19 protein-coding genes and 1 CRISPR repeat array are annotated in these 22,458 nt (G+C 73.2%); of the genes, 7 read left to right on the top strand and 12 right to left on the bottom strand.

Translation table 11 applies throughout. The features are described from left to right. Positions 1 to 156: 156 nt before the first annotated feature. A complete protein-coding gene (locus tag ACFY4B_RS29405; protein WP_380777710.1) occupies positions 157 to 810 on the top strand; it encodes a 4'-phosphopantetheinyl transferase in 654 nt (217 codons plus the stop codon). Positions 811 to 896: 86 nt separating this feature from the next. After that, the gene (locus tag ACFY4B_RS29410; protein WP_380777709.1) at positions 897 to 1,280 is read left to right on the top strand and encodes a barstar family protein; all 384 of its coding nucleotides are present in this window, start codon (positions 897 to 899) and stop codon (positions 1,278 to 1,280) included. 53 nt (positions 1,281 to 1,333) lie between these two features. Here ACFY4B_RS29410 and ACFY4B_RS29415 read toward each other — a convergent pair whose 3' ends face one another. After that, complete coding sequence (locus ACFY4B_RS29415; RefSeq protein WP_387972940.1) at positions 1,334 to 2,266, bottom strand: polysaccharide deacetylase family protein; 933 nt, start codon at positions 2,264 to 2,266, stop codon at positions 1,334 to 1,336. Positions 2,267 to 2,501: 235 nt separating this feature from the next. Between ACFY4B_RS29415 and ACFY4B_RS29420 the strand changes: the two genes are divergently transcribed. Together ACFY4B_RS29420 and ACFY4B_RS29425 are read left to right on the top strand one after the other, a co-directional pair. Beyond that, positions 2,502 to 4,163 (top strand): CehA/McbA family metallohydrolase, encoded by a 1,662-nt coding sequence (locus ACFY4B_RS29420; RefSeq protein WP_387972943.1) that lies wholly within the window; start codon positions 2,502 to 2,504, stop codon positions 4,161 to 4,163. Positions 4,164 to 4,383: 220 nt separating this feature from the next. After that, positions 4,384 to 4,887: a hypothetical protein gene (locus ACFY4B_RS29425; protein WP_049652015.1), complete on the top strand. Its 504-nt coding sequence runs from the start codon at positions 4,384 to 4,386 to the stop codon at positions 4,885 to 4,887. 21 nt (positions 4,888 to 4,908) lie between these two features. Here the strand turns inward: ACFY4B_RS29425 and ACFY4B_RS29430 are convergent, their stop codons facing one another. Then, positions 4,909 to 5,367, bottom strand: coding sequence for a DinB family protein (locus tag ACFY4B_RS29430; protein ID WP_375877064.1), 459 nt, complete (start codon positions 5,365 to 5,367; stop codon positions 4,909 to 4,911). Between the two features lie 261 nt (positions 5,368 to 5,628). On the opposite strand from ACFY4B_RS29430, the gene ACFY4B_RS29435 reads away from it, so the two are divergent. The 3 genes from ACFY4B_RS29435 (at position 5,629) to ACFY4B_RS29445 (ending at position 8,081) form a co-directional block, all read left to right on the top strand. Beyond that, positions 5,629 to 6,231: a carboxymuconolactone decarboxylase family protein gene (locus ACFY4B_RS29435; protein WP_387972946.1), complete on the top strand. Its 603-nt coding sequence runs from the start codon at positions 5,629 to 5,631 to the stop codon at positions 6,229 to 6,231. Further along, the gene (locus ACFY4B_RS29440) at positions 6,228 to 7,094 is read left to right on the top strand and encodes an RNA polymerase sigma-70 factor (protein WP_380777706.1); all 867 of its coding nucleotides are present in this window, start codon (positions 6,228 to 6,230) and stop codon (positions 7,092 to 7,094) included. The genes ACFY4B_RS29435 and ACFY4B_RS29440 overlap by 4 nt, the downstream gene beginning before the upstream one ends. 111 nt (positions 7,095 to 7,205) lie before the next feature. Further along, positions 7,206 to 8,081, top strand: coding sequence for a class I SAM-dependent methyltransferase (locus ACFY4B_RS29445; protein WP_387972950.1), 876 nt, complete (start codon positions 7,206 to 7,208; stop codon positions 8,079 to 8,081). 87 nt (positions 8,082 to 8,168) lie between these two features. Then, a CRISPR array of direct repeats spans positions 8,169 to 8,519; the repeat unit is 29 nt; unit sequence GTTGCAAGCCCTCCAGGGCTGATCACGAC. An 89-nt stretch (positions 8,520 to 8,608) separates the two neighbouring features. Here ACFY4B_RS29445 and cas2 read toward each other — a convergent pair. The 10 genes from cas2 to ACFY4B_RS29495 all read right to left on the bottom strand — a co-directional run bounded on the left by cas2 (position 8,609) and on the right by ACFY4B_RS29495 (position 22,398). Then, positions 8,609 to 8,872, bottom strand: coding sequence for a CRISPR-associated endonuclease Cas2 (gene cas2, locus ACFY4B_RS29450; RefSeq protein WP_049652019.1), 264 nt, complete (start codon positions 8,870 to 8,872; stop codon positions 8,609 to 8,611). A 6-nt stretch (positions 8,873 to 8,878) separates the two neighbouring features. After that, positions 8,879 to 9,859, bottom strand: coding sequence for a type I-B CRISPR-associated endonuclease Cas1b (gene cas1b / locus ACFY4B_RS29455; RefSeq protein ID WP_387972953.1), 981 nt, complete (start codon positions 9,857 to 9,859; stop codon positions 8,879 to 8,881). Further along, positions 9,859 to 10,380 carry a CRISPR-associated protein Cas4 gene (locus ACFY4B_RS29460; RefSeq protein ID WP_049652021.1) on the bottom strand — a complete coding sequence of 174 codons (522 nt, stop codon included), beginning with the start codon at positions 10,378 to 10,380 and terminating at the stop codon, positions 9,859 to 9,861. The genes cas1b and ACFY4B_RS29460 overlap by 1 nt, the downstream gene beginning before the upstream one ends. Beyond that, complete coding sequence (gene cas3 / locus ACFY4B_RS29465) at positions 10,377 to 12,797, bottom strand: CRISPR-associated helicase Cas3' (RefSeq protein ID WP_387972955.1); 2,421 nt, start codon at positions 12,795 to 12,797, stop codon at positions 10,377 to 10,379. The genes ACFY4B_RS29460 and cas3 overlap by 4 nt, the downstream gene beginning before the upstream one ends. After that, positions 12,779 to 13,486, bottom strand: a complete 708-nt coding sequence (gene cas5 / locus ACFY4B_RS29470) for a CRISPR-associated protein Cas5 (RefSeq protein WP_375877056.1) — start codon at positions 13,484 to 13,486, stop codon at positions 12,779 to 12,781. The genes cas3 and cas5 overlap by 19 nt, the downstream gene beginning before the upstream one ends. Then, the gene (gene cas7i, locus ACFY4B_RS29475; RefSeq protein WP_387972958.1) at positions 13,483 to 14,544 is read right to left on the bottom strand and encodes a type I-B CRISPR-associated protein Cas7/Cst2/DevR; all 1,062 of its coding nucleotides are present in this window, start codon (positions 14,542 to 14,544) and stop codon (positions 13,483 to 13,485) included. The genes cas5 and cas7i overlap by 4 nt, the downstream gene beginning before the upstream one ends. Further along, positions 14,545 to 15,903 (bottom strand): hypothetical protein, encoded by a 1,359-nt coding sequence (locus ACFY4B_RS29480; protein WP_387972961.1) that lies wholly within the window; start codon positions 15,901 to 15,903, stop codon positions 14,545 to 14,547. It abuts the gene before it with no gap. Positions 15,904 to 15,953: 50 nt separating this feature from the next. Further along, complete coding sequence (gene cas6 / locus ACFY4B_RS29485) at positions 15,954 to 16,718, bottom strand: CRISPR-associated endoribonuclease Cas6 (protein ID WP_387972964.1); 765 nt, start codon at positions 16,716 to 16,718, stop codon at positions 15,954 to 15,956. 3,472 nt (positions 16,719 to 20,190) lie between these two features. After that, positions 20,191 to 21,624, bottom strand: coding sequence for a serine/threonine-protein kinase (locus ACFY4B_RS29490; RefSeq protein ID WP_387972967.1), 1,434 nt, complete (start codon positions 21,622 to 21,624; stop codon positions 20,191 to 20,193). A gap of 12 nt (positions 21,625 to 21,636) precedes the next feature. Next, positions 21,637 to 22,398 carry a serine/threonine protein kinase gene (locus tag ACFY4B_RS29495; protein ID WP_181970501.1) on the bottom strand — a complete coding sequence of 254 codons (762 nt, stop codon included), beginning with the start codon at positions 22,396 to 22,398 and terminating at the stop codon, positions 21,637 to 21,639. Positions 22,399 to 22,458 lie beyond the last annotated feature (60 nt).

The following is a 22,458-nucleotide window of genomic DNA, read 5'->3' on the forward strand; positions in this document are numbered from 1 at the left end:
CGGACCGGACCCGGACCGGACTCGGACCGACCGGTCCGCGCCAGTCGGGCCGGGCCGGTCGGCCATGATCCCCGATCACCCGCCAAGATCCCCCCACCCGGGTTACCCTCGTCCCGCGCGGCAGCCCGGCCGCGCGGCCGACCGAGGGGGGAACGGATGATCGGGGACCTGCTGCCGGACGTCGTGGTGACCGAGGTGGCCTACGAGGACCCGCCGGAGGCCCGGCTGGAGCCCGAGGAGGAACCCGCCGTCGCCCGGGCCGTCGACAAGCGGCGCCGCGAGTTCACCACCGTCCGGCACTGCGCCCGGGCCGCCCTCGCCCGGCTCGGCGTCCCGTACCGCCCGCTCGTCCCGGGCCTGCGCGGCGCGCCGAGCTGGCCGGACGGCGTGGTCGGCAGCCTCACCCACTGCGACGGCTTCCGCGCGGCGGCCGTGGCCCGGGCCGGCACCCTCGCCTCCGTCGGCATCGACGCCGAGCCCGCGCTGCCGCTGCCGGAGGGCGTCCAGGAGGCCGTCGCGCTGCCGGTCGAGCAGCAGCGGCTCGCCAAGCTGGCCGCCGAGCACCCGGACGTCCCGTGGGACCGCATCCTGTTCAGCGCCAAGGAGTCGGTGTACAAGGCCTGGTTCCCGCTGACGCAGGTCTTCCTGGACTTCGAGGAGGCCGAACTGGACCTCTCCCCCGACGGCACCTTCACCGCCCGGCTGCTCGTCCCGGGCCCGGTGGTCAACGGCCGCCGGATCGACGGCTTCGACGGCCGCTGGGCGGTCCGGGACGGGCTGCTCGCCACCGCGATCGCCGTCGCCCCCTGACCGGCGACCAGGCCCCGGACCGTCACCGGCCAGCCCCCGGACCGTCACCGACCGGCCCTCGACCGGGGCGGCATATCCTCGACCCCGTGACGGTGACCTATGTGATCGACGGCGACGAGATCAAGACCCTGGAGGACTTCTGGGACGTGGTCGGGCGGACCATCGGCGTGGACGGCTACTTCGGCCGCAACCTCGACGCCTTCGCCGACTGCCTGCGCGGCGGCTACGGCACCCCCGAGGACGGCGACTGGGTCATCGAGTGGCGCCACCACGAGGTCTCCCGCCGCAACCTCGGCTACCCGGAGACGGTCCGGCAGCTGGAGCTGCGGCTGGCGCGCGCCCACCCGACCAACCGCGCGCGGATCACCGCCCAGCTGGACGCCGCCCGGGCCGGCAGGGGGCCGACGGTCTTCGACTGGCTGGTCCGGATCATCGAGGAGGAGCACCCGGGCGGCCTGCGCCTGGCCTGACCGCCCTTCACCCCGCCTGACCGCCCCGGGCCCCGTCGCGGGGGCGTGCCCCGCTACAGCACGTCCGAGAGCCGGACGAAGCGCCGCCCCGCCGCCAGCAGCCCCGGCACCGCCGCCGCCACCCCGGGGGCGGTGCCGCCGCCCGGGCGGTTCATGTGCCCGATCACGATCGCGCCGGGCGGGGCGGAGGCGACCTCCCGCCGCACCTCGGCGGACCGGAGCGTCGCCCCGTCGTCCCCGTTGACGGTGAATCCGGCCACCCGCTGGCCCAGGTCGGCGACCACCCGGGTGGCGACGTCGTCGTAGTGCGCGGTGCCGGAGCGGAAGAACCGGGGCGGGTGCCCGAGCAGCCCGGTGAGCTTCTCGGCGTTGCCCGCCACCTCGTCGTACACCTCGCCGACGCCGCGTGTGCCGGCGATGCCGTAGGCGGATCGGCCGGTCACCGAGAGCGGACGGTGGACGGTGCCGTGGTTGCCGATCTCGAACAGCGGGTCGGCGGCGAGCTGCTCGAACTCGTCCGGGTTGGCGTCGATCCAGCGGGCGTTCAGGAAGAGCGTGGCCGGCACCCCGTGCGCCCGCAGGGCGTCGATCAGGTCGGCGTCGTAGCCGCTGCCGCCGGGGCCGCCGCAGGCGTCGAAGGTGAGCGCCATGGCGCTCTCGCCCTCCGGCAGCTCGGTGATCACCCCGGACACGTCCAGCCCCCACTCGGCCGGGGCCAGCGCGCCGTACCGCTCGACCACCTCGGCCCGGGTCGCCGGGTGCGGGGGCTGCTTCGCGGGGTCCGGCGCGGGCGTCGATTCCGGCGCGGGTGTCGGCGCGACGGCCTCGGTGGGCCCGCCGGACGGCGTCGCGAGCGGTTCGGCGGACGGTTCGGTGGACGGTGGCGCCGACGGCGAGGCCGGATCGGTGCCCGCCGCCCTGCTCCGGCACCCCGCCAGCGCTCCTCCGGCCACCCCCATGAGCAGTGCCCGCCGACTCACCGACACGCCCGTCTCCCATCCGCGCCATGTCTCGCACAAGCCATGCCTCATATAACCCGATGGCATGTAAACCGATGACATGACAATGAACCGACCATTCGTCACTCCCCGCAACTCGCCCCCGCCCCCGCCCGGCGCCTCTTCACCGACCCGCCCCGCCGCCGTGGGCCACGACTCACCCCCGGTTCACCCGCCCGGGTAAGCCCGCGAGCGACCCGCCCACCCCGATCCGGAGACCTCGATGCCGACCGAGCCCAGCACCCCGCGCCCGAACCGACCCGCCGACCAACCCGCCGACCAACCGGCCGACCAGCCGACCCACCCGCCGACTCCGCAGCCCGCCCGCCGCGACCTGCTCCGCACCGGCCTCGCCACCGGCGCCGCCACCGCGCTCGGCCTCGCCGCCGCCACCGGCCGGGCGGACGCCGCCCCCGCCGACGGCCCCGCCGCCGCCCCAGGCGCCACACCCCCCGACCGCACCCTCACCCTCACCGGCCACCTGCCCACCGGCTCCCCCGACTTCGTCTACCTCCCGGTCGAGGTCCCCGAGGGCGTCCGCGAGATCGCCGTCTCCTACGGCTACGACAAGCCGCCCGTCCCGGCCGGCACCCCCGGCAACTCCTGCGACATCGGCATCTTCGACGAGCGCGGCACCGACCTCGGCGGCCCCGGCTTCCGCGGCTGGTCCGGCGGCTTCCGCACCGAGTTCAGCCTCTCCCGCGCCGCCGCGACCCCCGGCTACCTCCCCGGCCCGGTCAACCCCGGCACCTGGCACGTGGTCCTCGGCCCCTACCAGGTCGCCCCGCAGGGCCTGGAGTACCACGTCGAGGTCACCCTCCGCTTCGGCGCCCCCGGGCCGCGGTTCACCCCGCAGTACCCGGCGGAGCGGGCCCGCGGCCGCGGCCGGGCCTGGTACCGGGGCGACTGCCACCTGCACACCGTCCACTCCGACGGGCGGCGCAAGCCCGAGGAGGTGGCCGCCGGAGCCCGCGCGGCCGGCCTGGACTTCATCGTCTCCACCGACCACAACACCAGCTCCTCGCACGCCGCCTGGGGCCCGCTGGCCGGCCCCGACCTGCTGATCCTGCCGGGCGAGGAGATCACCACCCGCAACGGCCACTGGCTGGCCCTCGGGCTGGAAGCCGGCCAGTTCGTCGACTGGCGCTACCGCTCCCGCGACGAGGAGTTCCCGCGCTTCGTCCGCCAGGTCCACCGGTCCGGCGGCCTGGTGGTGCCCGCGCACCCGTACTGCCCGTACGTCGCCTGCCAGTGGAAGTTCGGCTACGAGCAGGCCGACGGCGTCGAGGTGTGGAACGGCCCCTGGACGTACGACGACGAGTCGGCGGTGGACACCTGGGACGGCCGGCTCGCCGTCGCCCTGCGCGAGGGCCGCTCCTGGCTGCCCGCCCTGGGCAACAGCGACGCGCACAGCGAGCCGCAGGCCATCGGCTCCCCGCACAACGTCGTCCTGGCCGAGGACCTCACCCGGGACGCGATCCTCGACGGGCTGCGCGCCGGGCGCAGCTGGCTGGCCGAGTCCTCCGCCGTCACGCTGGACCTCACCGTCACCGGGCACGGCCGCCGGGCGGGCATCGGCGAGGAGCTGACCGTCCCCGCCGACGCCCCGCTGGACGTCCGGCTCACCGTCTCCGGCGTGCCCGGCGGGACGGTCCGCCTGCTCACCGACGAGGGCCAGATGCACCAGGAGCCGCTGCCCGCCGACGGCTCCGGCACCGTGATCTGGCGCACCACCGCCTCGCTCGCCGCCTACGTCCGGGCCGAGGTGCGCCACCCGAAGGCGGACGGCACCCCCGGCAGGGGCAACTCGATGGGCCCGGACCTGCCCTGGGGCCCGATGGCGGCGCTCACCAACCCGATCGTGCTGCGCACCGAAGCGGGCTGACCACCCCGGCCGGCCCCGCCGACCGACCACTCCGACCCGCCCAGGAAGCGGGCTGGGGACGACTCGGACCACCCGTTTGGACTAGGTTGATCCCCGAAACGCATCAGTCGTAGGGACGAGGCGGTCGGATGTCCGGATATGGGCCGACCAGCCCCTTCGCACTCCGACCGCCCCGCCCCGGCTACCCGACCGTCCCCGGCCCGCGAAGGGATCAGCAGCTGTGAACCGTACGACCGTAGGTGGGCCGGAGCTCGGGGGCGGCGGGGGCGCCGGGGGCGTCCTCGTCCTCGTCGACCCGGCCGGGGCCGGGAACAGCCCGGTCGCGGAGCTGCTCGCCCGGGAACTGAACCCGAGCGTCCACCTGCGGACGGACGACTTCCTGCGGGTCATACGCAGCGGCCAGCTCCCGCCCCACCTGCCCGAGGCCGGGCGCCAGAACGCCACCGCCCTGGCGGCCGCCGCCCAGGCCGCCTTCGCCTACGCCACCCGCGGCTACCAGGTCGTGGTGGAGGCCCCCGCCGCCCCGGCCGCCCTCGACACCTTCCGCCGCGAGAGCCGCGCCACCGGCGCCGCCCTCCACTACGTCGTCCTCCACCCCGGCCCGGCGCCCGAGGACACCGTCCACACCGCCCACACCCTCGACACCGCGGCGCTCACCCCCGAGGCCGCCACCGGCTCCGTCCTCACCGCCCTCACCCGGCGCACCCACCTGCTCGGCTGGTAGCCCGGTAGCTCCCCTCGGCGCTCAGGCGCCCACCGTGCCGTCGATCGCCTCCCGCAGGAAGTCCGCGTGCCCGTTGTGCCGGGCGTACTCGTGGATCAGGTGGAGCATCACCAGCCGCAGCGACACCTCGGCGTCCCACCGGGCCTGGTAGCCGGTGACGTCGAGGGAGTCGGCGGCCAGCTCGATCCGGCGGGAGTGCTCGACCTCGGCCTGCCACGCGGCGAAGGCCTCGGCGCGGGTGGCACCGGCGGGGTCGTAGGCGGCCTGGTAGTCGCCGTCCTCGGACCAGACCAGCGGCAGCTCCTCACCGTCGATCACCCGGCGGAACCAGACCCGCTCGACCTCCGCCATGTGCCGGACCAGCCCGAGCAGGCTGAGCGTGGACGGCGGGCTGGAGCGCAGCCGCAGCTGCTCGTCGGTCAGGCCCTCGCACTTCAGGGCCAGGGTCGCCCGGTGGAAGTCGAGGAAGCCGCGCAGCATCTCGCGCTCGCCCCCGGTCAGCGGCGGGGCGGGGCGGTCGTCGGGGACGGTCACGGTGGTCGGTCTCCTCGCGGTGGTCGGACTCCCGGCGGACTGTAGCGAACCGCCCGGCCGGTCCGAAACGCCTTTTCTCCCGGCCGCCCACCTGGCTGGCCGGCCGCTCGCCCGGCTTCGCCATCCGCTGTCACATCCGGGCACCCTCCGGTGTCTTCATGTCCGGCAACCCGCCGAACCACCGAACCACCGAACCCGGAGGACACCATGGCACTGCGACTGCCGAAGGCCCAGCTGCCCGCCGAGCTGAGCGAGAACATGATCAGGACGTTCGGGACCGCCCTCGAACCCGTCGAGGCCGTCTGGCACAACCCCGCCGTCGCCACCGCGAACCTGGACTTCTCCCGCGGGATCGCCGAGTGGGACGCGCTCGACGAGGGCCTCAAGTCCTTCGCGCACATGGCGGTGGCCGCCCAGGTCGGCTGCGGCTGGTGCCTGGACGTCGGCTACTTCCAGGCCCGGAACCAGGGCCTGGACCCGGCCAAGGCGAGCCAGGTGCCGAACTGGCGGGCGGCGGAGGTGTTCACGGCGCTGGAGCGCGAGGTGATGGCGTACGCCGAGGCCATGACCGTGACCCCGCCGGCCGTCACCGACGAGCAGTACGAGCACCTGCTGGGCGAGCTCGGCCCGGCGGCCATGGTCGAACTCACCGCCTACGTCGCCTTCGTCAACATGGCCACCAGGAACAACACCGCGAACGGCGTCCGGTCGCAGGGCTTCTCCGACTCCTGCGGGATCCCGCTGGCCCGGCCCACCGTCACCGCCGCCGACACCGACACCTCCATGCCGGCCGGAGTGGAGCCGGCATGACCGAGGACCCCTTCGTCGCCCACCGCAGCCTGCTCTTCACCGTCGCCTACGAGCTGCTCGGCTCCGCCGCCGACGCCGAGGACGTGCTGCAGGAGTCCTGGCTGCGGTGGGCCGGGGTCGACCGCGCCCAGGTGCACGACCCGCGCTCGTACCTCATCCGGATCGTCACCCGCCAGGGCCTCAACCGGCTACGGACGCTCACCCGTCGACGCGAGCAGTACGTCGGCGAGTGGCTGCCGGAGCCGCTGCTCACCAGCCCCGACGTCGCCGAGGACGTCGAACTCGCGGAGAGCGTCTCGTTCGCGATGCTGACCGTGCTGGAGACGCTCGGGCCGACCGAGCGGGCCGTGTTCGTGCTGCGTGAGGTCTTCGAGCTGCCCTACGAGGAGATCGCCGAGGCCCTCGGCAAGACCCCGCCCACCGTCCGGCAGATCGCCCGGCGCGCCCGCGCGCACGTGGCGGCCCGCCGGCCCCGGGTACGGGTCAGCCGCTCCGAGCAACAACGGGTGGTGGAACGGTTCCTGGCGACCCTGCGCACCGGGCGGCTGCAGGACCTGATGGAGGTGCTGGCACCGGACGTCGTCCTGATCGCCGACGGCGGCGGGATCGCGGCCGCCGTACCGGCCCCCGTGCACGGGGCCGAGGCCGTCGCGGCGCTGCTAGCGCGCACCGGGCGGCTGCCGGTCCCGTTCGACACCACCACGGTGTGGCTCAACGGCGCCCCGGCCGGCCGGATCGACATCGGCGGCGAACCCTCGGTCGTGAGCCTCGCGGTGGAGAACGGCCGGGTCACCCGGGTCTACATCGTGCGCAACCCGCGGAAACTGACCCGCCTCGACACACCGGCCGACCTCACCCGGTAGCCTCTCCCCGTTCGCGTGGTGGTGCCCCGAGCCCGCTCGGAGCACCACCACGCTCCCCCACCGCTCCCTGGACGCTCCGCCATCACGTACCGTGTTCGGACCACCACAGGTTTGGGTACGTACCTCGGCGCGCCCGACGGCCGGGCGCCCACCGAGCAGGAGACCCAGCGGCCCATGGACCACAACCGCATCCCCCCGACCGTACGCCGGACGTACGGCGTCGACGACCTCAGCACCGCCCCGTCATTCGCCGGAGGCTTCATCAACTTCGGCTACTGGCAAGGGATCGACCTCGCCGACCCGACCTCCGAGGACCGGGTGCGCAGCCAGGAACAGATGTACCGGCGGGTGCTGCGGGAGTTCCCGGAGCCGCGGGAGCGGCTGCGGCTGGCGGAGGTGGGCTGCGGCCGGGGGCTGGGTACCGCCCTCGCCCTGCGGGAGTTCCGGTTCGCGGGCGTGACGGGCGTGGACATCCACCCCGACCAGATCGAACGGGCCCGCGCCGTCAACGCGAGAGCCCTGGCAACGTACCCCGATCGGCTGGCGTACACCCTCGGCTCGGCGGACGAACTCCCCTTCTCCGACGGCTATCTGGACGGCGTCTTCTCCGTCGAGGCCGCCCAGCACTTCCGCGAACTGACCGGCTTCGCCCGCGAGTCCGCCCGCGTCCTGCGCCCCGGCGGCCGGCTCGTCGTCGCCACCTTCTTCACCGCCCCCGGCCCCGACGTCGCCGAACGCCTCAAGATCCTCCTCGCCAGCTTCGCCGACGGCCTCGACATCGCCCACCCCCTCGACGACTTCACCACCTCCCTCACCCGCACCGGCTTCACCGACATCACCACCGAATCCATCGGCGCCGACGTCTGGCCCGGCCTCGACCGCTACCTCACCGACGCCGTCCCCGCCGCCCACTGGACCCGCCACTTCCTCCCCGCCTGGCGCGACGGCCTCCTCGACTACCACGTCCTCACCGCCATCCGCATCTGACCGGCAGTGGGCGGCCCTGGACCTGTTACGGGCCCAGGGCCGCTCACGACCCGGCGGGCGGCCGTCGGGCTTGAAGACCCTCGGCATGTTGCAAGCCCTCCAGGGCTGATCACGACGCGGCGCCCTCGCCGACCCTCAGCGGCTGGTCACGTTGCAAGCCCTCCAGGGCTGATCACGACCCGGGGTGGGCTGGTTGGCGAGTTGGATGGCCTGGTGTTGCAAGCCCTCCAGGGCTGATCACGACCCCGGCGCCGATCCCCAGGACCTACAACTCGATCAGCGGTTGCAAGCCCTCCAGGGCTGATCACGACTCGCCGTACGCCTTGCGGTAAATCACGGGGGCAGGTTGCAAGCCCTCCAGGGCTGATCACGACTCGCCCACCGCGCGCACCAGGTCCAGCCCGACCGAGTTGCAAGCCCTCCAGGGCTGATCACGACCCGAGAGTAAAGTCCAAGCTCAGAGCGCCTGCGAGCGTCGCCGTAGGCGACGGAAGCGCGGCGACCGGCCGGTACTGCAGCGGCACTGGTCACAGGATCTCGCCCGGCCCGCCGAGGGTGGCGCCGAGTGTTGCCCTGTCGATCATGTCCGGGGAGCGGGCGGTGTAGGTGACGATGCTGTCGTAGCTGGGGTCGATCACGCTGTTGAGGGTGTGGGTGAGGGCGCGGTACTGGGCGGCGGTGAGTTCGCCGTGGAAGACGCTGCGCTGGGTCCAGTGGAGGTACTTGCGGCAGGTCTTCAGCACTTTCGGGTTGCGTTCGGCTGCGGTGTCGTAGACCAGGATGACGAACATCGGCGGCTACCACCAGGGCCGGAAGGGCTTGTACGGCGTGCCTTCCAGACACAGCCGGACGAGCTTGAGTGCTTCGAGGTGGATGAGCTCCTCGTAGCTGACCTTCCGCTTCAGCGTCCGGTGGTACACCGTCGTCGCGAGTTCCTCCCGAACCAGGGCGGCGATCTTCTTGCGGCCGTCCGCACTGAGTGCGGCGCGGCCGACTTCCGTCTCGAAGTCGCTGGGTTTGAGGTGCTTCTGGCCGGCGGCCCGCCGCAGTAGCCGTTCGGCGAGCAGGGGTTTGAAGGGTTCGGCGAGGTCGAGGGCGAGGGTGTTGCGGCGGCGGTCGGTGTCGCTGTGCAGGAAACCGATGGCGGGGTGGAGCGGGGTGCTGCGCAGGGCGGTGAGGACGCGGGCGTAGGTGAGGGCGTTGAGGTAGCCGATGAAGGCGTTGCCGGCGTTGGTGGGTGGTCGGCGGGTGCGTCCGTTGAGGCGGAGCCAGACGGGGAGGCGGGTGTCGAGGACGGCCCAGGCGGTGCGGCGGAAGTTGCCTTCCTGGCCCATGAGTTCGTCGGTGTCGTGGCAGTCGGGCAGGGCGGTGCGCAGGGTTTCGAGTGCCGGGTCGAGGAGGTCGGTGTCGAGGGCCCAGCGGAGGTTCTCGGCGGTGGCGAGGAGGAGTCCGCGCGCGACCGGGAGGCGTTGCGCGGGGTCGCCGGTGATCTCGACCTGTCGGCGGAGGACGGTGGCGGAGGACATGGCCTCGGCGGGCGCGAAGTGTCCGGCGTAGTTGCCGTAGTGGTCGAGGATGTGGACGGTGACGCCGTGGCGGCTGAGGAGGGACATCACGGAGGTGTTGAGGTCGACGTGCTCGAAGGCGACGAGGTCGCGGATGTCCGTGATGGGGATGCGGACGGGGCTGCCGTCGGCACGCTCGATGCGGATGCTGTCGTCCTCGCGGCGGATGCGGCAGGGTCCGGTGAGCCAGTAGGTACGGCCGACGGCGGGCATCAGTCTCCCCAGCAGTAGTCGAGGTAGGAGCAGCCGCGGCAGGCGGCACGGGTCCGGCGGTCGGGGGGTTCGGCCGAGGCGATGACGGCGCGGGCCTCGTCCTCGGCGGTCTCGGCCGCTTCCCGCGCCTCTTCGTTCCAGGGGACATCGGTGGTGCGGCGGATGAGGGGGTAGTGGACGGTGCCGCCGCGCACGTTGACGCCTCGGCGCTCCAACAGCAGGCAGTAGTGCCGGACTTGGGCGTCGTGGGCGGGCGAGGGGCTGCGGGAGGACTTGGTCTCGTGGATGACGGCCCCGGCGGTGACCCAGTCGATGCGGGCTTCGCCGAGGTCGACGTCCCGCCGTCGCGTGAACGTGGTCTCGCTCACGACCTCCCCGAAGGCGACGAGGTCGCTGCCGCCTTCGGGCCGGTAACCGCGCGTGTAGAGCCAGAGTTGGCGCGGGCAGTGGCGCAGGTACTTGATGTGGACGCCGCCGAGGCCCTGGTCGTCGCCGAGTGGACTCGCAGGGATGGGTTTCACAGGATCGTCTCCGTTTCGGCGGGCGGGCGGAGGCCCAGGACGGGGTCGTACTCGCCCTTGACGAGATGGACGCCTAGCGACCGGTCGAACGCGTGGCTGTAGGTCTTCAACTGCCCGTAGCCCAGCGGGATGAGCAGTCCGGCGGCGAGGAGCGGGTCCGCCTTCCTGCCGACCGCGAGTCGGCGGTACTCCTCGGTGTCCTCCTCCAGGAGCACCTCCACGGTGTCGAAGCGTTCGCCGAGGGACTTCGCGTACTCGGTGCGGTCGTGGAAGGGGTCGGCGAAGGTGAGGAACTCGGCGGTGAACCCGTCGCGGGCCTCCCGAGCCCTCTCAGCCCACTTGTGGCCCCAGTCGGTGTCGTAGGCGAGGGCGAGGAGGCGGTCGATGTCCTGTTCGCTGAGGTCGGTGGCGCCTTCCAGCGCCAGGGTGGTGAGCGCCGACCAGGCGGCCTCCACCGCGCCCTGGTCGTACGGGCGGTGGCCGTCCGTCCGGTGGACCCGGAACTCGACCGCCCCGTCCGGGTGGAGGCCTCGGCGGTTGACGCGTCCGGCGCGCTGGGCGACGGCCTCGATGGGGGCGTTCTCCACCGCGCCCCGGTCGAAGTCGAGTTGCAGCGAGACCTCCACCGTCTGCGTGGCCACGACCAGACCGCCTCGACGCGGCGCGTCGTCGGACCGGCGCTCGCGGTGGCGTTTCAGGAGTCGGCGTTCGATCTCGTCGCGGTCCTTGTTCTTGAAGCGCGAGTGGAGGAGCAGCGCGGCGTCCGGGTCGTCGGGGTGCTGCTCGCGGGCGTGGTCGGCGAGGGCGGCGAAGAGGGCCTGCCCCGCGGCAACCCTGTTGACGACCGCCAGCACGCTGTGCCCCTCGTCGATCCACCCTTCCAGCCGCGCGATGCTCTCCGGGTCCGTCAGCGCGAGCTCGTCGACGACCAGTCGGTGCCGCACCGGCGCCGTCCCGGGCTCGGCCCGGTGGCAGGTGACGGGCTGGTGCAGGCTCTCGTCGACGATGGTCAGCAGCGGCGGGGCGAGAGTCGCGGACAACACGGCGATCCTGCTGCCGAGTTGTTCCCACAGCCGCATCGCGGCGCAGAGCCGACCGAAGGTCTCGGGGTCGTAGGCGTGGAGTTCGTCCAGGACGAACAGGGAGTTGGCCTGTTCGAGGAGGACGGAGGAATGGGTGGGCCCGGCGATGGCGGCGGCGAGGAGTTGGTGGGGCGTGGCGACGCGCAGGCGTTGGGTGAACAGACGCATGGCGTTGGCACGGGCGCGGGCTTTGCGGGCGTCGTCCTTGGTGGGGCCGCTACAGCAGTCGTCCTCCGACGCCTCCGTGAGGAGGGTACGGGCGAGGGCGCCGTGGAGGAGGCCGATGTCGGGCTGCTTCTCCCCCGCGGCCGGGTGGAGGGTGTGCTGGAAGCGACGTCGGGCGGCGTTGAGGGAGGCGCGGTAGGGCAGGGTCCACACGACCCTGGGCATGCCCGCCATCGTCGCCAACTGCCGGGCAGCCCAGGAGAGTCCGGCTTCGGTCTTGCCGCTGCCCGTGGGGGCGATGAGGACGAGGTGGCCCACGGTCGTACCGGCGTCGTGCTGGTGCCGGTGCGGCGGGTACGGGAGCCGCGCGAGGTAGTCGGTGGGCAGCGGCATGTGGGTCTGGAGGTCCACGTGGGCGGAGCCGGCGTGGTCGGCCAGGGTGAGGGCGCCCTGGGCCAGGACGGCGAGCAGGCCCTGGTGGGCCTTCACCGGGAGCCTCCAGGCGGTGAGGACGTCCTGGAGGAGCAGGCGGGCCCGGTCGGCGAGCACCGGGTCGTTCGGCCCCGGTGGTGCGGGTTCGGTGCCGAGGGAGCCGGCCAGCCAGGCCAGGAGTTCCTGGTGCAGGCCGCGCGGGACCTGCGGCCGTGGGCCGTCCGGGCCGGGCACGTGGCCGAAGGCCTCGTCCCAGCGGGTCCGTTCGTTGTAGAGGCGGGACAGGGCGGGCTTGCCGCCGCCGAGGGAGGACGCCGCGTGGAGCGGCCGGTGGTGGCCGGCGACGAGCGTGGCGATCAGCAGGCGCTCCTCGCTGCCCCACCCCGCTGCCGGGGCCAGCAGGTCGACGTAGGCGAGCGAGAGGACCTCGTGGCGCTCGCCCCAGGGTTTGCCGCCGGGTTCGACCTGCCGTTGGAACAGTTCGGCGATCTTGCCCGCGTCGTGCAGCAGCGCCGCGACGCGTACGAGGCCCCAGAACTGCGGTTCGGTGGCGATGACGCCGGCGGCCCCGATGCGCGCCTCCAGCTGGGCGACCGCGTCGTGGACGGTCCGCAGGTGGGTGGTGAGGCGTTCGGGGTCTTCCCGGGGCAGCGACTTGGCCCGCAGGTCGGTGAGGGCGCGCCTTCGTGGTGGGGCCAAGGGTGGGGTCAGGGGTGGGGTCAGGGGGTCAGCAGCCATACGGCTTGGGTATCCTCGTTACTGGTGGGTGCTTCTCGGTAGGCGCCGCGGACCGGTGCCGCCCCGGCGGGTTCGTCGCACCACAGGTACGGCGACCAGCGGGTGGTGAGGCGGTCGGCGGAGACGGTGTCGGCGAGGCGGTGCTCGTGGGCGGAGGGCACGTCGTGGCCGTCGGCGGGGGCGAGGGCGTGGCCGACGACCGCCCGCTCGGCGGGTTCGAGGACGACGTGGGCCAGTCCGGTGAGGTGGACGAGGTCCTGGGAGCGGCCCAGGCGCAGGGCGTGACGAGGCCGGCGCAGCGCCCGGGCGAACCGGTCGCCGTCCGCTCCCGGTTCGGGCAGCCACAGGGTCAGGTGGACGTCGGCGAGGAAGGGCCGGTCCTTGGCCGTCGTACCGCCCTTTCCGGCCCGGATGCGGCCGCCGGCGGACGGGTTGCTGCCGTCGGCGGCGATCGGATGGTAGGTCTCGGTGTCGGTACCGTGGCCTTCCGACCAGGCCGCCATGCCGAGGACGAAGGGTTCGGCGTACGCGCCGGTGGCGGCCGCCAGCAGCCCGCGGACGGTGGACGGCGGCGGCACCGGGAGAACGCGGGTGACACCGGGGAACAGCGGGTCCCGGAAGGAGGCCACGGGCGCGTGGAACGTCGCACGCAGGGCCCGTACCGGCCCGCCCGGTGGCGCCGGGGTCATCGCGGCTCCGGGTCGTCGAACCAGCCGTCCAGCTCGCCCGCGCGCAGTTCCTCCGCCAGCTTGAGCAGAACAGTCCGGGGGTGGTCGACGACGATGGTGCCCTCGGCCAGCTGCCGCTCGCACTGCTTCTCGAAGTCCTCGCGCGCCTGGTCGCGGAAGCCGGGCCGCCAACCGATCCGTACCGGCCCCTCCCACTCCCCCGCCCACGCTTCGAGCTCCTGGACCAGGACGTCCCCGCGCACCCGCACCCCCGTGTCGGGGTCGCTGTCGATCACGTGGCCCAGCGGGTTGATGCCGCCCTTGAAGGCGACCAGGACGATCAGCGCGGGCACCCGGTCGCCGTAGTGCAGGGCCTGCTTCGCCCCGCCGCTCAGGTGCGCGATCGCCTCGGGCAGCAGCGCGGCCCGGCGGCGCCGCTCCTCCAGCGGCAGCCGGACAGCCGGCTGGTCGCGGAACGATCCGGTGGTGGCGCCGAGCGCGGCGGCCTCCGCCACCTGGAGCGCCTGCTCCTGGGTGAGGTAGTTGGGCCGGCCCACCCCGTCCGCGCCGGGCAGGGTGAACGTGCCGATCCTCGGGAGGTCGAGCAGGAAGGGCGCGGCGAGGTCGGCGGTGTAGAACTCGTGGCCGTGCAGGACGGGTTCGGTCACCCCCCGGGACATGACGCCGAAGTCCTCGGTCGGGTAGGCGGGTTCGACGGACATCAGGGTGCCGAGCATGAACGGGCTGTCGCGCAGGGTGGTCGCCGCGTCGTCCTTCCTCGCACCCGCCCGCATGTAGCCGAACAGGTCGTCGTCCGGGTAACGAACGGGATCCGCCTGGGTGTTGGCCTTCTGCGCCTTACCCTGCGCCTTGCCGACCCGGGTGACGGGGGACGGTACCGAGCCGCGCTCGACCATGGTCTCCCGGATCCAGCGACGCGCCGCCTGCGCGGACACGTACGGGTACTTGCGGCCCCTGACCCGCGCGAACTTGACGCGGGACACCGTCTCCTCGCTCCGCCCGTTGTTGGGTGCCCCGGCCTGCACGGAGAGCACCATCATCCCTGCCAGGTAAGCCATCTACGCCTGCTCCATCTCGTATGCGTCGTACTCGTCCTCGGCGTCCACGCCGAACGCCGGTTGCTCCGCCAGCTCCTCGATCTCGCGTTCCTGCTGCGGGTCGGGCTCCTTGCCGCTGATCGCGACCCCTCGGCGCTGGAGCATCACCGACACCAGCGCGAACAGGAGCATCCGCTGCTCCCAGGCGCGCGGCCGGCGCCCGATCAGCGGCTTCCACAGCTCGGGGCCCGCCAATGGCGTCTTGTTCCCGTCCAGTTGCAGACGCGTGTAGGCCTTCACCATGAGCGCGCCGAGCTGGTAGTCGTTGAGCGCGGCCCTGCGGTACTCGGCCAGGCGCCCGCGTGAGCCGTCCTGGGCGATCCAGTCGGCGATCAGCGTCGCCACCGGTTCAAGATCGGTTTCCATTCCGAAGACCTCCTCGGCGTAGGTGAAGGCGAGCCGGACCAGGGCCTCGCGGTCGTCGACGCCCCACGCGCCGTCGGGATCCGCGAGGAGGCGGTGCAGCTGCCCGAGCAGCGGGCGGCTCCGGCCGTCCTCCGCCTCGAACAGCAGCCGCGCCGCCTCGCTCGCGCCGCTCTTCCCGGCGTCCGGCCGGGCCAGGGCACGACGCAGCAGGTGCCAGCCACGGCGCAGCGACGCGTTGCCGTCGACAGTGGCGAGGAAGGCCGGTACGGCGCGCCGGGTGCGGGTGACGCGCAGCCAGGGCTCCTGGTTGTCGTTCTTGAAGCTCCACAAGGTGGTCGCGCACAGGCCGTCGGTGGCGTCCCGCAGCCCGGCGAGGACGACGAGCTCGGGCCTGGCCCCGGCGGGCATCCCGGTGAAGCCTGCCTGCATGACGCGACGGGCACGCCGTACGTTACGGCGGGCGAACTCCCTTTCGGTATCCTGCTCTTGGCAGGACAGGACGGTGGCCGAACCGGCCGTCACCCAGGCGCCGTAGGGCAGCGTCCACATCGCGATCCGGCACCCCCAGCAGACCGGCCAGCCGGGGACTCCGGGCGGCAGGGTGTTCAGGGCCTTGCTGGTGTCGAACAGGGGGAGGTTCGACTTCGCCCAGACCACCACCGTACCGGCGCCGCAGAACGTGCACGGCCGCAGCGGCCCGGCCTCAGGCGCGTCCGGGGCGAAGAGCTGCTCGATGCCCGGCCTCAGCACGTTCGGGTCGGAGGGCCGCTTGCTGTGTGTGGCCTTCGAGTTCGGGTACAGCGCGAACAGGACCTTCCACCAGTCGTAGCGGCCGCCGCTGTCCTTGGGTGCCGTCGCGGCCGCCAGCACGTCCGCCACCAGGGTGGACGCCATGGCGTCGAGGTCTGCGGCGCTCACCCGGCCCGGGACGTCGCGCTCGGCGATGACGGCCACGGCCCAGGCACCCGCCCGCTGCAAGGGATGACCGGACGCGACGAGGGCCGTCACCGTACCCACCCGAAGCCCTGGATCGTGTCCAGGCCCAGCCCCCAGGAACGGATCGCGTTCACGAACCGGCCGTCAGCCTCCATCGCCACCCGCACCCGCGCCCCGATCCGCGGCGCCCCACGAACCGTGAACCGCCGCCGGGGGCCAGCTTCCAGCACCCGCAGACCGTGCGGGGCCGGCAGGCCCAACACGTCCGCCTTGTGCGCCAGGTTGTGCTGGAGGCGGTCCAGGTAGTGCTCGTCGCCCGGGAGCAGGTTCCAGCTCTCGTGCTTGAGCACGACCGGCGTCATCGTCTCCAGCTCCACCGACCCCTCCCCCGGCGGCAGCAGCGCATCCATGTCCACCGCGACCCCGCGCACCCGCAACCGCGTTGTGCCCCACACCAGTTCATCGGCCCCGGCCAGCGCGCGCACCAGCACCGAAGCGATCTCCGGCACCGGCGACCCGAACCACACCGAACCGTCCCGCGACGTCGAGTACACGCCCCTCTTCCGCGGCGCCCCCAGAAACAGCGGCCCGGCCACCCCCACCGGCTTCAGCGGCTTCCCCCGCCACCCGCCGTCGTGCAAGGCCTGCGCCAGCGCCTCGTCCTGCCCACCGAGCAACCCGTACACCACGCCCCGCGCCGCCCCGTGCACGTCCTCCCACCGCACACTCGACGCATCCGGCGTCACATCGACCCTCACCCGCACCAGACTCTCCCGACCCGCGTGCCGCAACCCGAACACGCCGCAAGCTAGTCGGGCGTGAACGATCGACACCGCATTCCTCACGATTTGGAGCAATAGCCAGTCATATGTGCTAGAGGCCCCGGCGTCACCGCCGCCAGCCCTCCGACGGGAACAGCGTCCACCCTCAGAGGCGCCAGCCCCAAAACGCCCTGACCTGCGACGATGCACTACCGCCGAGTCGTCGCAACGGCATCGCCGGAGGCAAATCGGGCACACCGCTGGACCTGGTGCTTTATCCTCGGGTCGCAACCAGCCCTGGAGGGCTTGCAACGTGCAGTGGTGCGGTGGTGGTGCAGTTGCAGCATTCGTCGCAACCAGCCCTGGAGGGTTTGCAACCCCAACTGCGGGCCCAGCAGCCGGACATGTCCGCCGCGTCGCAACCAGCCCTGGAGGGCTTGCAACGTGAGGATCCGGTCGGCCTGCTGCCCGGCCTGGGCCCGTCGCAACCAGCCCTGGAGGGCTTGCAACGCGTAGATGATCGCCACGCCGTTGACGTGGTAGCTCGTGGTGATCAGCCCTGGAGGGCTTGCAACCAGTACCGGCACACCCCGTACCGCCCGTGCCGGTCGCGTCGTAACCAGCCCTGGAGGGCTCGCAACGTGGGCTGGTTGTGGATCTGAATGGCCTGGTCAAGGGTCGTAACCAGCCCTGGAGGGCCCGCAACGGCAGCAGGGTGGCCTCGTCCACGTAGGCGACGTCGTGACCAGCCCCGGAGGGCTCTCAACGAGGTGAACAGGCTCACGGGGCTCTCCCGATGAGGGCGGTGATCGTTGGTGAGGTCCGACAAAAACCGCTAGCCTTGGCGGGCCGACGCTAGTTCGGTGCCGTCGTGGCGCGGGCCAGGTTCGTTCTCATCAGCCCCCGAGGGCTTGCAACGAGCGCGTCATAGATTCGGTCGAGAGGCCAGCGGCGGTGAAGTCCTCGGGCGGACACCGCCGCTGGCTAACGTGCTCGTCCAAACCAGTCCCGACAGCTCCGTGACCAACGCTCAGGGTCGACGAAATTACCCATGAGCGGTGCAAGTTCACTCCGGGCGCCATCGCTCCCCAACTGTTTGCAGGTTAATTTCATCAGAGCGAGTCATACCGTTCAGTCGAAGCACCGACCGGCTTCTCGGGGGCTCACCTATCAAGAGAGGCGTCCCACGATCGGGTGACATCAGCCCCGGGCAGGACTGCTCCCAAACCACACTCATCATCCGATATTTAGCCTCTCACCTGCGGCTTTATCAACTGTCGGATGCGGCACCCAAGCCCAGCGGCCAGCGGGCCTCGGGCCGATCTATGAACAACCAACCGATACTGGTGCTGCCTTGAGCGCGAAGACCCCAGCACTACGCGCGGCTTGTCGCCAAGGCCTCTGTCCCGTGGGGGGATGACCAGGTGAACGTCTCGGAATCCGTTCTCGTGCTCGTCGACGCGCTGCTGGCCGCCGTCGTGCCGGGCGCTGCGGTTGCCCGCGTAGCGCCATCCACAGCGATGCGTCCGGGTTGGCACCGCGAGCGGCGCGTTCAGGGACTGCAACCCCTCACCCCGCTGTGCGCCCGCCGGCGGCGGCTGGAAGCCCGAATAGATCCTCCGCCAGCTGCCGCGTGCGTCCTGAGGTCGGGGACCGAAGGTGTGCCGGAGCCGCTGGCCATCGCCTGTGGAGTCGCCCGGCTCCGGGTGCCTCTGGTTCCCCGGGCTCCCGGGAGGGCCGACGCGGCCGGTCGTTCCGGGGTGGGCACCCACAAGCTGGGTGTCGGCCCGGCCGCGTGATCTACACCCCTCCAGCTTGTCGAATCACTGGAGGATAGAAGTGCAGTTCATGGAGTTACTGTGGCAGGACGAAGCTACGGTCAAGGCCGCGGGAGTAGTCCTGAGCATCGTGTTGGAGTGGTCCCTTCAGTTCATCAGGGGCCGCGCCAGGCGGCGGGCGGATCTGCCGCCCGGTACAACGGTGGAGCCATCCGTACGGCGCCCGCGCCGTACCCGGCGGTCGTCGCGTCGGGTGGCCGAGTTGAAGCGGTCGAGGGCTCGGTTCGCCCGTGCCCCGAAGCCGCGTCCGGAGGGGGGTGGCCGGAGCAGTGCACGGCAGCGCCGGCCCGGGCAGCGCCGCCGTCCCGGCAGGCGTGCCTCTTGACGGCGGGCACGATCGGCCGGTGCGCCCGGAACTGGATGCCGGGCGTTCCGTAGAGCCGGTTGCAACGCCGTAGCGGGCTGCCAAGATACAGAGTGGCCTCCAGCCCGCCCACCGACGGGTTACACGGGAGTGTGCGCCAGCGGCTCCGGCCGACCCGGAGCACACGACGTCCGTGCCGGGCGGCATGCTCCACGTCTCCCCTGGGAAACCCCGGGCGTGCGGCCTCGTTCGCACGCCCGCGCTCTGCCTCCTCTGATGCACCGCCAGGGGCGATCGGCGGGTACCGGCCCCGTAGGTCCGGGCGCAAGGGGAGCATGAGACTCCGTGGATCGTGCGGGCCCGTCCGTGGGTCCGCTTCGTCGTCGTCCGTCGTGCCTCCGGTACGGCGCTCCCGTGCGCACCGTGCGCACCGGGTGCTTCCGCTCGGGCGGCCGGGCGTGCTGCTCGGGGTGCCCATGGCGTTGTGCTGCCAGCTCGCGGCGGCGGCTCCCGCCCACCCCGCGTCCCGAGGACGGCGGGCTCCCCGCCCTGGCCGACCAGCCCCACGGCCAGCAGGCGTACGGCAAGGCCGACATCTACCTCTTCAAGGTGCCCGAGGGCGTCACCTCGCTGAACCTGTACGCGCTCGGCCCGGGGGGCGGGGGCGCGCCCGGTGGCGGAGGTGGGGTGGGGGCGGAGGAGGAGGCGGTAACTGGACCTTCCTCGGTAGCGCCACGGGCGGCGGCGCCGGAGGGGCCGGTGGCGGGGGCGGGGGCGGCGGAGCGGCCCTGGCCTGCACCGCCGTGCCGGTGACCCCGGGCATGCGCCTCGTGGTCATCGTCGGCCGGGGCGGCGTCCCCGAAGGTCGGAGTGGCGGTGGCGGTGCAGGTGGTGGGGGCGGTGCGGCGGGCGCCACTCTGCGCCCGGCCGAACCCGGTGGCGCGGGGACAGCGGGGTCCGTCGGCGCGAGGCCCCGCAATGGCGGGGACACCTTCGTCCGCGTTCACAACGGTTCTGCGATCGCCGGATCCTCCGGGGCGGGGACGGAGGCGAGAGCGGCGGCGCGGGCCGGGGCGGTGGCGGCGGCACCGGCGGCAGCAGCGGCGGGGCAGGGGCGAGAACGGCGGCGCACCGCTGCCCGGCCCGGACGACCAGTCGGGCACCGGTGGCGGCGGCGCTGGGAGCACCACTGTGAGCACCGGCGGTGACGGGTACGTCCTGATCACCTGGCAGCCCGCCGCCAGGGCGTGTCCAGCCCGTTCCGTCCGCACACCCACTGCGCGGACGGGACGGGCGCGGTCGCGACGGGCCTGGTCGGCGGCGGCGCGGCCGTAGGACGGTGGCGACGACGCGGCCGGGGTCGGGAAGGCCGTTGGCGCGCAGGGCCGTTCGGTCTGTCCGGTCAGGGGCAGCGGAGCAGGGCGGGGCGGTCGCGGGTGCGGACGGCGGGGAGCCAGGCGGGGGTGTGGCCTGGGAGGCGGATGCGGTACCAGAGGGTGGAGGTGAGGTCTTCCTCGTTGATGGCGGGGAGGCCGGTGGGGAGTTGGCAGTCGGCGTCGAGGGTGTCGTTGTGCCAGACGCGGACGGGGCCGACGTTGTCGGCGGTGTAGGGGCGCAGGGGGTCGACGGCGAGGCCGAGGCTGCACTGGGGGTCGTGGTCGGTGCGGTCCTGGCAGCCGCGTTCGGCGTTGAAGACGCGGACGTGGGCGGGCTGTCCGGGCGGCGGTTCCGGGTGTGGCCAGAGGGCGGTGGCGGTGACGGCGGCCGTGGCGCAGGAGGCCAGGGCGAGCAATGCGGTGCTCGGACGGCGCGGGCGGCGCGGGCCCCGGTCGGCGCGGATGCGCGCGAGCAGGCTCTCCGCCGTGTGCGGGGCGCGGGCGGCGTGGGTGGGGGCGAGGCAGTCGGCGGCGAGGGCGCGCCAGAACGGGGGGACGGCGGCGGCCAGTCGCAGGGCGGCGCGGCCTTCCGCGTACTGCTGGGCGGCGGCGCTGCGGGCGGTGGGGGTGACGCCGGGGAAGGGGCGGCCGCCGGCGGCGAAGACCTCGTGGATGACGATGCCGAGCGCCCAGATGTCCGCTGTGGTGCGGACTTTGACGCCGTGTTCGCCGAGTGGTTCCGTCCAGCGTTCCGGCGGGAGGTAGTCGGGGGTGCCCATCGGGGAGCAGTGGCCGTGGGTGCCGGTGAGTTCGATGGCGAGGCCGAAGTCGGAGAGGCGGACCTCGCCGTCGGCGCCGATGAGGACGTTCTCCGGTTTGAGGTCGGTGTGGACCCAGCCGGAGCGGTGCAGGTGGGCGAGGCCTTCGCAGATGCCGGTGACGATCCGGGCGCCCTCGGCCTCGTCGACGCCGAGGGCGAGCAGGTCGCGCAGGGTGCACCGGGCGCGTTCCATGACGAGGACGATCGCGCCGTCGAGGGTGGGCTGGTCGGGGGCGGCCAGGACGAGGGTGTCGAGCAGCCGGACCAGTCGGGGGTGCGGGGCGGTGCGGCCCAACTCGGTTTCGCGGCGGGCGGCTTCGGCGACCTGACGGGCCTGGCGGGGGGCGAGTCCGGCGGTCGGCAGCACCTTGAGGGCGACCGTGCCGTCCGCGTCGTCCGCGCGGCCGGCCCCGCCGTCGGCCCGGCGGGCGGCGTAGACCGTCGCCCAGCCGCCCTCGCCGAGCAGCCCGGTGACGGTCCACTCGCCGACCCGGTGGCCGGCCGGCAGCAGTTCCTCGCCGTCCCCGGGGAAGTCCTGCTCGGGGACGGCCTCCCTGGGGACGGCCTCGCTGGGGACGGCCTCGCTGGGGACGCCCTCCCTCGGGACGGCCTCCCCGGGAAGGGCCGGGTCTTGCGGCATCTCCGCCCCTCCCTACCGTCCGGTGCGGGCGGGTTCGGGGGCCGGCAGGAGCGCAAGGTGTTCCTCGCGGACGATGCCGAACTTCAGGGCGAGCCCCACCACGGCCTCGCGTTTGCCGCTGCGGCGGTCCGCGCGGTCGCCGTCGGGCAGGTCGATGCGGAGCTTCTCGTCGGCGAGGTAGTCGAGGTGCGAGCTGACGGCGCGGGCGGTGAGCCGGGCGCAGGCAGGGTGGCCGTGCAGCCGGGCGACCACCTGCGGGGTGGTGGGGACGGCGGCCGGGGAGCGGTCGCGCAGCCACGGTTCGCAGAGTGCGACCAGGACCAGGAAGTAGGTGGCGGTCTCGTCCAGCGAGTACGCCGTCATGGTGCGGCTCTCCCGGGAGCCGCCGTGGGCGTCCGGGTCCAGGTAGACGTGGTCGGGCGCGAACACCTGGAAGGAGAGCGGGGTTTCCCGCCGGGAGGGCAGCACCACCCGGGAGAACTCGAAGGGGATCGGCGCGCCGATCCGCCGTGGCGGCACCCGCAGGTACTCGCCGGCGCCCTCCGGGTTCTCCACCAGGTAGGCGTGGGTGTTGCTGAGGTTGCTCAACTGCCAGTGGTCGTCGGTCGCGTGGATCTCACCGGCCAGTCGGGAGACCGTCTCGTCGCCGAGGCGCAGCTCCACGGGGATGCGGGCGGAGCCCCGGCCGAAGCGGGCCCGTTCTCCCGGACCGAGCCGTAAGGTCACCGTGTCGTCGCCGTTCCCCTCCGGCAGGTGGACGACAATCCCGCTCACCGTTCCTCCGTCCCGCGCACCGCTCCCCCGTTTCGCGCGCCGGCTCTTGCCGGACGGACG

The sequence above is a fragment of the Kitasatospora sp. NPDC001261 genome (assembly GCF_042896795.1).
Classification (GTDB): Bacteria; Actinomycetota; Actinomycetes; order Streptomycetales; family Streptomycetaceae; genus Kitasatospora.